The organism is Photobacterium lucens (assembly GCF_009873615.1).
GTDB lineage: Bacteria > Pseudomonadota > Gammaproteobacteria > Enterobacterales > Vibrionaceae > Photobacterium > Photobacterium lucens.
In genome coordinates this window covers 1-9,692 of sequence record NZ_SSMG01000045.1, presented here as the reverse complement: position 1 = coordinate 9,692, position 9,692 = coordinate 1, and the positions used below count along the sequence as shown (strand labels likewise).

Annotated in this window: 10 protein-coding genes and 1 pseudogene; 6 read left to right on the top strand and 5 right to left on the bottom strand. The window is 37.2% G+C overall.

The genetic code is table 11. The features are described 5' to 3' along the window. The first annotated feature begins 104 nt into the window (after nt 1-104). Both E5A76_RS03135 and E5A76_RS03130 read left to right on the top strand, forming a co-directional pair. On the top strand, nt 105-368 hold the full coding sequence (locus E5A76_RS03135; RefSeq protein ID WP_161118079.1) for a hypothetical protein: 264 nt from the start codon (nt 105-107) through the stop codon (nt 366-368). A 10-nt stretch (nt 369-378) separates the two neighbouring features. Then, nucleotides 379-1,083 carry a hypothetical protein gene (locus E5A76_RS03130; RefSeq protein ID WP_161118078.1) on the top strand — a complete coding sequence of 235 codons (705 nt, stop codon included), beginning with the start codon at nt 379-381 and terminating at the stop codon, nt 1,081-1,083. 65 nt (nt 1,084-1,148) lie between these two features. Here the strand turns inward: E5A76_RS03130 and metC are convergent, their stop codons facing one another. Further along, the gene (gene metC / locus E5A76_RS03125) at nt 1,149-2,336 is read right to left on the bottom strand and encodes a cystathionine beta-lyase (RefSeq protein ID WP_161118077.1); all 1,188 of its coding nucleotides are present in this window, start codon (nt 2,334-2,336) and stop codon (nt 1,149-1,151) included. Nucleotides 2,337-2,471: 135 nt separating this feature from the next. Next, on the bottom strand, nt 2,472-2,846 hold the full coding sequence (locus tag E5A76_RS03120) for a type II toxin-antitoxin system RelE/ParE family toxin (RefSeq protein ID WP_237459090.1): 375 nt from the start codon (nt 2,844-2,846) through the stop codon (nt 2,472-2,474). A 176-nt stretch (nt 2,847-3,022) separates the two neighbouring features. On the opposite strand from E5A76_RS03120, the gene E5A76_RS03115 reads away from it, so the two are divergent. From E5A76_RS03115 to E5A76_RS03105, 3 genes are all read left to right on the top strand, one after another. Next, the gene (locus E5A76_RS03115) at nt 3,023-4,639 is read left to right on the top strand and encodes a phosphoethanolamine transferase (protein WP_237459088.1); all 1,617 of its coding nucleotides are present in this window, start codon (nt 3,023-3,025) and stop codon (nt 4,637-4,639) included. Nucleotides 4,640-4,712: 73 nt separating this feature from the next. Then, the gene (locus E5A76_RS03110) at nt 4,713-5,384 is read left to right on the top strand and encodes a response regulator transcription factor (protein WP_053988126.1); all 672 of its coding nucleotides are present in this window, start codon (nt 4,713-4,715) and stop codon (nt 5,382-5,384) included. Between the two features lie 2 nt (nt 5,385-5,386). After that, entirely contained in the window at nt 5,387-6,790 is a 1,404-nt protein-coding gene (locus tag E5A76_RS03105; protein ID WP_161118075.1) for a sensor histidine kinase, read from the top strand. 202 nt (nt 6,791-6,992) lie between these two features. On the opposite strand, the gene E5A76_RS03100 is transcribed toward E5A76_RS03105, so the two are convergent. Beyond that, nucleotides 6,993-7,268 carry a hypothetical protein gene (locus E5A76_RS03100; RefSeq protein ID WP_107167377.1) on the bottom strand — a complete coding sequence of 92 codons (276 nt, stop codon included), beginning with the start codon at nt 7,266-7,268 and terminating at the stop codon, nt 6,993-6,995. A gap of 193 nt (nt 7,269-7,461) precedes the next feature. On the opposite strand from E5A76_RS03100, the pseudogene E5A76_RS03095 reads away from it, so the two are divergent. Next, nucleotides 7,462-7,617, top strand: a pseudogene (locus E5A76_RS03095) (IS110 family transposase); the annotation flags it as partial. 5 nt (nt 7,618-7,622) lie between these two features. Here E5A76_RS03095 and E5A76_RS03090 read toward each other — a convergent pair. After that, on the bottom strand, nt 7,623-8,114 hold the full coding sequence (locus E5A76_RS03090; protein WP_107167378.1) for a hypothetical protein: 492 nt from the start codon (nt 8,112-8,114) through the stop codon (nt 7,623-7,625). A 484-nt stretch (nt 8,115-8,598) separates the two neighbouring features. After that, on the bottom strand, nt 8,599-9,594 hold the full coding sequence (locus E5A76_RS03085) for a DUF2971 domain-containing protein (RefSeq protein WP_161118074.1): 996 nt from the start codon (nt 9,592-9,594) through the stop codon (nt 8,599-8,601). Nucleotides 9,595-9,692: the final 98 nt, after the last annotated feature.

The following is a 9,692-nucleotide window of genomic DNA, read 5'->3' as shown; positions in this document are numbered from 1 at the left end:
TAATAGTAATTATGGAAGCGATATATCGCTCAGCCATTATAACTATTCCATATTATTTATAAGGGAATATGGTTTGACCTCTAAGTAAAATACGAGAGGTTAATATGAAATATCTCAAGACCATACTACTTAGCTCCGCCCTCTTATTACTGGGTTGTAACGGTTCAGATTCCTCTGATGTTAATACCGAACCCACTGATAAAGATGCCCCAGAAAAAACATTCACTTCAGTAGAAGATTTTATTAAAGCAATCGAACAAACCCCAGTTATCGAGGAAGGTCAGACCTATACCTTAGATATCGGTGACGGAGAAACATTTGTTTTAAATAAAGATCTGACCATTAAAGGCAATCTAATTATTAAATGAGGAAATCATTATGTTTAAAACAACGTTAACTTTGGCTATCTCTTCATTAATTACAGTCGCTTCATTTAACCTATCAGCAGCATCATTAGATGTGCATGGTGATATAAAAATAAACGGCAAGACCGTTATTGATAATACGGGGAAGTTTGTTACACAAGATGATGAGCTTATTGATTTTGATGCTTACCAACCCACAGAAAAGAAGGTAATAAAGTTAAAGCAACAAGATGAAGAAAACGAATCAATATATACATTCTATTACGATGATACAGGTTATGAATATCAAGAAACCCACTATTATGATGGGGAGCTAATGTTCAGCCTAAATTGGGAAAAAGTTTCAGATAATAGTCGTATAACTAAAGGCATAAATAATTGGTCAACTCCAACAAATTATACCGCAACTGATACCATCAAACATGACACATCATATTCAGCGAAATTAGGCGACACTATCGCTAATTTTTTCGTTTATGATAGAGCATATACAGAGCACAGTGACAGTACAAAATTAAACAAAACAGATAATATTCAAGAGGTTGTGTACTTAACTCCTCTCGTGAAAACAACTTACGATTTTAAAGGTGAGACATTAACTGATTGTGTGATTTATGAATTTGATGCTCCATGGTTGCAAGATTCACAACTTCGCACCATTTGTAAAGGCTACGGAATTGTTCAATTTGGTGACTATAAACTAGAAGCTATTGAATAAATAAAAAATAGCGCCTCCCTTGTTGAGAGGCGCTATTTCTTTAAACCAACCAAATAACCAATTAATTACGCAATCCGGCTAAACCCGTTAGCAAGATCTTCAATAAGATCATCACAATCTTCTAAGCCAATATGAACACGAATAAGCGTACCATCAAAATCAACTTTGCCTGCTGGGCGAATACGATTTAGCTCTTCAGGCTGGCTTGCCAATATCAATGACTCATAACCGCCCCATGAATACGCCATACTGAAATGCTCAAAATGATCGAGGAAGCTCGCAACCTCTTCATTCGATAAACGTTTCTTTAAGACAAACGAAAACAAGCCACAGCTACCCGCAAAATCACGAACAAAGAATTCATGCCCTTTACAGCTTGGCAATGCAGGATGATTAACTTGTGCCACTTCTGGGCGTTCAGCTAACCATTGGGCGATTTTAATACTGCTTTCATGATGCTGTTTTAAACGAACGCCCATAGTACGTAAACCACGAGCCGCTACATAAGCAGTATCCGCATCCACCATTTGCCCCATTAAGTATGAACGTTCACGTAGTTGATCCCAACAGCGTTCATTACTTACCGCAGTACCAATCATTGCATCTGAATGACCTACAATGTATTTCGTACCTGCTTGAACAGAAATATCAACACCATGATCGAGTGCTTTAAATAACACCCCTGCCGCCCATGTGTTATCCATAATGATCACAGCATCAGGATTAACAGCACGTACTGCTTTTACAATCGCAGGAATGTCTTGCATTTCCATCGTGATAGAGCTTGGTGATTCAAGGAAAACCACTTTTGTATTAGGCTGCACAAGAGCGGCAATCCCCTCACCAACCAACGGATCGTAATAAGTGGTGCTGACACCTAAGCCTTTTAGTACCACGTTACAAAAATCTTGAGTTGGCTCATACGCAGCACCTGTCATTAAGACATGATCGCCTGATGCAACAAAGGCTAAGATACTATTCGATACTGCTGCTGCACCACATGGGTATAAATAACAGCCTGCACCACCTTCGAGTTCGACCATCGCATCTTGAAGCGCAAAGTGAGTTAACGTGCCGCGACGACCATAAAACAATTCCCCTTTGGCACGGTTCTTAATGGCGTGTTTTTTATCTGCAACCGTGTCAAAAACCAAGGATGATGCACGTTGAATAACGCTATTTACCGCACCGTGAGTATATTTTTTCTTTCGTCCTGCACTCACTAATGCGGTATCCATTTTCTTACTAGACATAACTTCGTGATCCCTTACTCGTTATCTAATCTGACTCTTGTATAACATGAATAACCACAACAAACTAGATGATTATCATAGCCTTGAGTTACCACTGAGCATTAAATAAAGAGAATATTCTCACAAAGAAACAGCTTAGATAGACCAAACCACTTTGTTTAATTCATCCACTTGTTGGAGGACGGCAATGGCTTGGTGAGCATCTTTCTTTGGTGTTTTTCGGGTAGATTTTAAAAAGGCATGTAAGATCACAAGATCGTGATTGTGTTTAATAAACAGCACTCTCGCTGATTCATTTCCACTATCAACACGCAGTTTAAAAATCGCCCCTTTGTATTTCCAAATTCTGGCATTGAGCATCTTCAAATGCTTGCAGTGGTACACATCACCGTGAGTTTGATATGAGGTGAATTTATTAAAAATCGCCAAACGTAACTTGTAAGAAATTCCGTCTAAAAAGTCATAAAGAGGCATAGTGAGTGAGGTTTGTTCAACAAGATAGATGTTCATAGTCATACTACTTTTTTCTTTAATCATATGAAAAACGCCAGTGCCTTCATAATCAGTTTTGTTGAATAGCTGGTTTAATATTTCTATTCCTAATAACAATATTATTAGGAATCTTAAGTAAGCCTTAAGTTACAAACCCGATGATATGGCTATTCAATACTTAAGAAGAGCCAATAATGCGCCAGATTTTTCAAATTAAGATGACTACCTTCATCTTGGTGATGTCAGCCTACTTCACCCTATGCTTTAACTACCCGATCTTGGCTAAAATTTTCGATTTAAGCCATTCAGTATCTAATGTGTTATTCCCTTACACAGCACCAATTGTATTGATGGCAGCGTTCATCATTATCTTTACTGCACTGTGCTGGCCATATATTTTTAAGCCTGTAATGATTTTCTTAACCATTACCTCATCCATGGCGTTATATGCAGAAGTGAATTACCACACTCTGTTTAACAATGCAGTAATTGAAAGTATTTTTGAAACTAATTCAGATGAAGCATTTTCTTACCTCAATACCACTTCCATCATGTATGTGATTTTCTTTGGTATCGTGCCAAGCATTTGGATTGCCATGGTAAAAATCAACAAACGAGATTCTTTTGTCAAAGATATCGTTTCTCGTATTGCGTTATTAGGTATCGCTTGCACAGCCATTTTGCTTGTGGGTTTAACCACCTTTAAAACCTATGCAGCAGTTGGTCGAAACAACCACTTCTTAAACCGTATGATCATTCCTGGCCATGTATATGCGAGTGGTAAATACTTATATAAAAAGTTCATCTACAAGCCACTACCGTTTAAACAACAAGGTTTGGATGCCAAGCTAAAACCAACAGATAATCATAAACCTACATTGTTTGTAATGCTGTTAGGTGAAACCGCACGTACCTATAACTATGCTTATAACGGCTACGATCGTGATACCAATCCGTACACCAAAAATGAAGGTATCATATCGTTTAAAAACGTCGAATCTTGCGGTACTTACACTGCGCTTTCAGTGCCTTGTATGTTCTCTAATTTAACCCGAGCACACTACAACCAAGAGCGTGCGTACTCACAGGATAATGCGGTTGATATTATTCATCGTGCAGGTGCTGAAGTGTTATGGCTTGATAACGATGGCGGCTCTAAAGGCGTGGCTGATCGTGTTAATTATGAAGCGACAGATCCATCACAGCATAACCAATTCTGTAATGGTACTAGCTGCTACGATGGCGTGATGTTAGACAAAGCCCAAGCTTTCATGAACAAAGACGATAAGAATAAGCTGTTGGTACTGCATTTAATTGGCAGTCATGGTCCAACATACTTCAAACGCTACCCAGCAGCATTCGACAAATTTAAACCGTCTTGCAACCGAAGCGATATTGAAAACTGTAGCGATCAAGAAATTAAGAACGTCTACGACAACACCATTCTGTACACCGACTACGTAACAGAGCAAATGATCAAAATGCTGAAAGCCGAAGAAGACAAATATAACGTTGCCTTGTTATACATGTCAGATCACGGTGAATCATTAGGCGAGAACGGCTTCTACCTTCACGGTGCGCCTTTCTCAATTGCGCCTAAAGAGCAAAAACATGTACCTTGGCTATTATGGTTACCAAACCAATACGCTCAAGCAAAAGGGATCAACAAAGCGTGTTTAGAGAAGAAAGAAAATCAAGCAGGGCTATCACAGGATAACCTATTCCCTAGCCTACTCAGCTTATACGGTGTGAAATCAAAAGTGATCAATCCTAAGCTGGACATTACTGCAAGCTGTCAAGTTTCAGCATAAACACCTGAATTAACAATCGAAATTAATGTATACTTATAATCTCTTATAGGTATACATTTTTTTTGAGCTCTCCATGAAGATATTAATTATCGAAGATTCATCGGCATTACGTCGCAGCTTAGCAGTAGGTTTTAATAATTTAGGTTTTACTACCGATGAAGCTGAAAATGGCGATGAGGGGCTCAGCCTAGCGTTAAATAATCAATACGACATTATTATTTTAGATCTGATGCTACCGGGCGTTGATGGTATGACGATCTTAAATAAACTCCGTCAAACGGGCATTGAAACCCGTATTATTATTCTTTCCGCGAAAACCCATAGCCAAGATCGGATTGATGGCTTACTGCAAGGCGCTGACGACTACGTTACCAAGCCGTTTTCCTTTGACGAACTCCATGCCCGTGTGCTGGCGATTTCACGTCGTTGCCAAGCCATTAATATCACCAATACCATTGAAATTGATGGCTTTATCTTAGATCCCAATAAGAAAACCCTGTTCTACGGTAGCCATGATTTAGAGCTAACGCCTAATGAATTCAAGATTGTTGATTACTTGTTTACTCATCGAGGTCAGATCCTGACCACCAGTATGATCAGCGATAATATAGCGAATAACTTTGATTACATTGCGAAAAATACCATCGAAGTGCACATCTCAACCATGCGTAAAAAAGCCAAGAAAATTGATGCGGTACTGCCGATCAAAAACAAACGTGGTTTTGGTTACTACATCGAGAATTAAACATGACAAAAACACGTTCCATTAAAAGCAACCTAATTAACGCCATCAGTTCGGTATTTGGCTTGTTTATTATTATTGTTTTTACCTTTGTTGATTTTAGTGTCGATAATTGGGTACAAGAGCAATTTGAGTTAGAGATCCAAGAGCAAGCAGGACAATTTAAAACCATCACCAATATCCAAGCTTTTGCTGATGCGATTAGCAGCGATAAAGATTACGCTTATTATCAGATCTGGAAAAATGATGACGTTATTTATCGCTCCAATTCCCTGAGTGATTATCCCAATATCAATTTGCTGCATAAGAAGTTACCACTAAATAGCTATCAAATTGTCGATGTAACCTTACCTAACCGAGAAATCGGCAAGGCATTCTTATATTCATACTTAGCAAAACCTAAAGATCAAAAGCCAACTCCTATTTATTTAACTATTTATGCATCCACAACAGGGCTTGATAAAGTCACAGGCATTCTCGATATTTTGCTGATTGGTAGTTTTTTACTTTCCATGATCATTATGCGAGTAGTTGCTAAAGCGATTGTTAATAAAGGGCTTGATCCTCTTGAGAGCCTAAATAATCAAATCAAAGTCTTTAACGAAGATAAACAACAACGCCAAAGTAAAACATTCAGCTTTAAACAATCAGCATCTTCTTATATTGAAGTGGATTTGATCCGAAATGAATTAAATAACTTCCTCGAAACCAACCGTAACATGGTCGATAACGAAAAGCGAATCACCTCAGATATCGCCCATGAAATTAAAACCCCTATTGCTGAAATCATCACCCTTACCGAAGTACATCAACGTTTTCCTGATGATGAACGATTAGCAAAAACCTTCACTTCGGACATTCTCCAAATATCGAACCGCATGAAAGTCATTGTAGAAAACCTATTATTACTACAACGCACTTCTCATTCGCTTTCTATTTATAAAGTACCGATTGAAATCACAACCTTATTAAGTTCCGTGATTCACGATTTAAACTTTAAATATGATGATATTAAACAGCGTGTAGTTTTAAATAACACACTTCAGCACCCTATTATTGCGGACGAATTTTGTTTAAAAACCATTATCACCAACTTATTAGATAACGCACTGTTTTATAGTGTGCCTAGTACTGCGATTGATATCGTAATTAATGATGACACTCAACATGTGATGTTCACTATCACCAATCAATCCCCTGTTAATTACTCTGAGCAAGAAGTGAATAAACTGGTGCAACCGTTATTTCAGCATGACGATTCTCGCTCCAATAACGATCGCTATGGTTTAGGTTTATCTATCGTTGATAACATCTGCAAAATTAACGAATACGAACTAGCAATAAACCAATTAGCCAATGGAGAGTTTCAAGTGTTAGTGAAAATTCCCAAAAAGAATTGTAGCGAATAAACAAGCTAATATGTTGAAAACAAAAAAGCAGCAACGAGGATCATTCATTGCTGCTTTTTTATTTGATATATCATGCCAGTAGGCATAACGGCATCACCCTTCATGATATTTCTAATATTTACTTATATAACGTGGCTTGGGGTTGTCCAACACTTCGGATAGGTGTCGGCTTCGCGACACATATCCTTATTTGTTAGGTTTGTTACTTTTTAATGCCATCAAATTCATTTGCTATTCTTAGATATCGCTCAACACTTGAACGTACTGTTTTACTTGAATCCTGATTCCAGTGCTCTGATATAAATTGTTCTAGCATGTGTAGTTTGACTAACTCTCGAATAACGTAACCACGTCTTACAGATGAGGAATAACTTTTTTTAGTCCAAGCGTCTGTGTTAAGTTCTTTAATATAATTAATATTTACGCCATGCCTTTGTAGGTATGGATATGCCATTTTCAGTGGTAATTGTGTCGCCAATTTAAATTCCTTTTCTGTAGAAAGTTATGTGCAAGTACAACATAAAGCAATGTACAACTTTTTAAAAAGTTTGAGTTCAGAAGTAATTTGGCAAACCTAACGCCGCATTAAGGTGATGAGATGGTCTCCCTCTACCTCTTCGCATGGTCTTGAGCCATGCTTGATATATTCAATCAATGTGCAGGTAAAGACCATGGCTCAGAATAAAATCATCGGTATCGACTTAGCAAAAAGTATTTTCTTTCTTTTTGAAATCAATCATAAAGGAAAGAATATTAGCCGTAAAAAATTACCTCGAAGTAAGCTTCTAAACTATATTGCTCAACCAGATGAATGCATCCTTTCGATGTAAAGCTATTGCGGATTATACTGAGGATAATATGGGTATCGCTTATCAAGTTTGATTTTCCCTTGAATAATTGATTGTTCTACCCAATTCAAGAATTCAGAGATCACACTAAGATAAATATCTACAGGTTGAAGTGCAGCATCTGTAGAGGCAATTACTATATGGCTTCCTGTTTTACCACTTAAAATATCTAATTTAAAATCCTCATGAAAATCTATCGTTAAATCACTTCGGTCAGGGATTGATATATTAAATGACTTAGGAGTCGTATTTATTGAAAAAAACCATCTTCCCTGCTTCTTTGGTACATATTTACCAAACTTCAATTGTGCTGAATGTGCATTTTGGCCAACTCTAGCATCAATACCCACGCCAGACTCAAGTCCTTTTTGTTCAATACTTAATAGTAATGAAGACAACTTATTTTGTGTATCAATATCCCATAACTCAAAATGTTCTAATACTGAACTAACTAGGTATTTTTCTACTATATTCAATTTAAGCCTCTCCTTGGTTTACTGGTTTACTGGTTTACATAAAACTGCATCAAGATGATGAAATGGTCTCCCTCTACCTCATCGCATGGTCTTAGCCATGCTTGATGTATTAAATCAATATGCAGGCAAATAGCATGACTCAAAATAAAAGCATCAGTCCCAACTTAGCAAAAAATAGTTTTTTCTTTGTGAAATCAATAATAAAGAAAATAATTTTATCCATAGTATCAACATATCATGCAATTAGTAGAAATTTTTCGCCCCAGATAACTGACGTAAAATGATATGGCATTCACTCTTCAGAATTAAAGAAGATTTTATTATAAATCATAACGTTAATATTATTAGTTCACCACAAGGATAACGCTCGACTTCTTTTTGGCATCAACCTACATGATATTTCCAATATTTACTTATATAAGGTGGCTTGGGCTTGTCCAACACTTCGGATAGGTGTTGGCTTCGCGACACATATCCTTATTTGTTAAATGGCCATATCCACCATAACCTTATGATACTTAGCAGATATTTGAATATCCATGGATTTATGAGAAACCTCATACTGCACAGCAACCTTTCCACTTACTACTGTAGATTTTTCTGCTAGTGTTAACTCACTATAATGAGGGTCTAATTTTAATATGCCTTCAATATTGTCAATCAAGGCTGACCTTTTATCCGGAGAGAAGCCTGATAAATGATAAGTCCAGTCAACATCGACTTTGGATTCTGTTGCTTCACTTTTAAAGCGTTTATAAAGAACACGTCTAAAGTTATAGCTATTTTCATCTAGAATAACCTCATAGAATTGCTTTACACGACCTTTGACCAATTCAATGACACCATCTCGTTTATCTTTAGGAAAGCGATAACCGAAAGTTATGCTCTTTACAGCTCTATAGTCATGAGGCATTTGACCATGAATATTATCAATTACAATGCGACACTCTTCTTCGTAATACCATCTAGGCGATTTGTAACCAAACATGACCTGCATTACATTGCGGCTTGGTATATTACGCATACCTAAATGAGGTGGGTTTTCATTATATGTCACATCAAAAATGTGTAAGTGATTTTTAGGTACAAATCTCGTCAATAAATCAAGGTCATACTCTATAACAATGCCTTTATGGCTGTCAGCATAGTGAGCCCACATAAGTTCATCAGTATGATTTCCTGTCAACGAAAATATCCCACTAGTGTCCAAACCTTGAGTAATATCCTTAGCCGAGTCATATATGTTACCTATTAACTCATGTCGCTCACCGATACCATATACACCTTGCAAGTAACTATGTATTTCAGAATTTAGAGCATTTCTGAAAACGCCTTCTGTTGGATCATTCAAAGCGTTTCTAGTCGGTAGATAAAAATGGCTTGTTTGAATTGGTTTTATTACGTAATCCAAAGAACTAGATTCAATGCTTCCGTCTTTATCAAATTTAAATTCTTTGTACTTGTATAAACTTTTTGTCATCTCTGAATCCCTGATGCCATTTAGACATAATGACCCCACGAGGTGCTAGCCTCCAATATCGTGGGTTAGCTTAAAGCCAGAGCCATAATTAGTGTGAC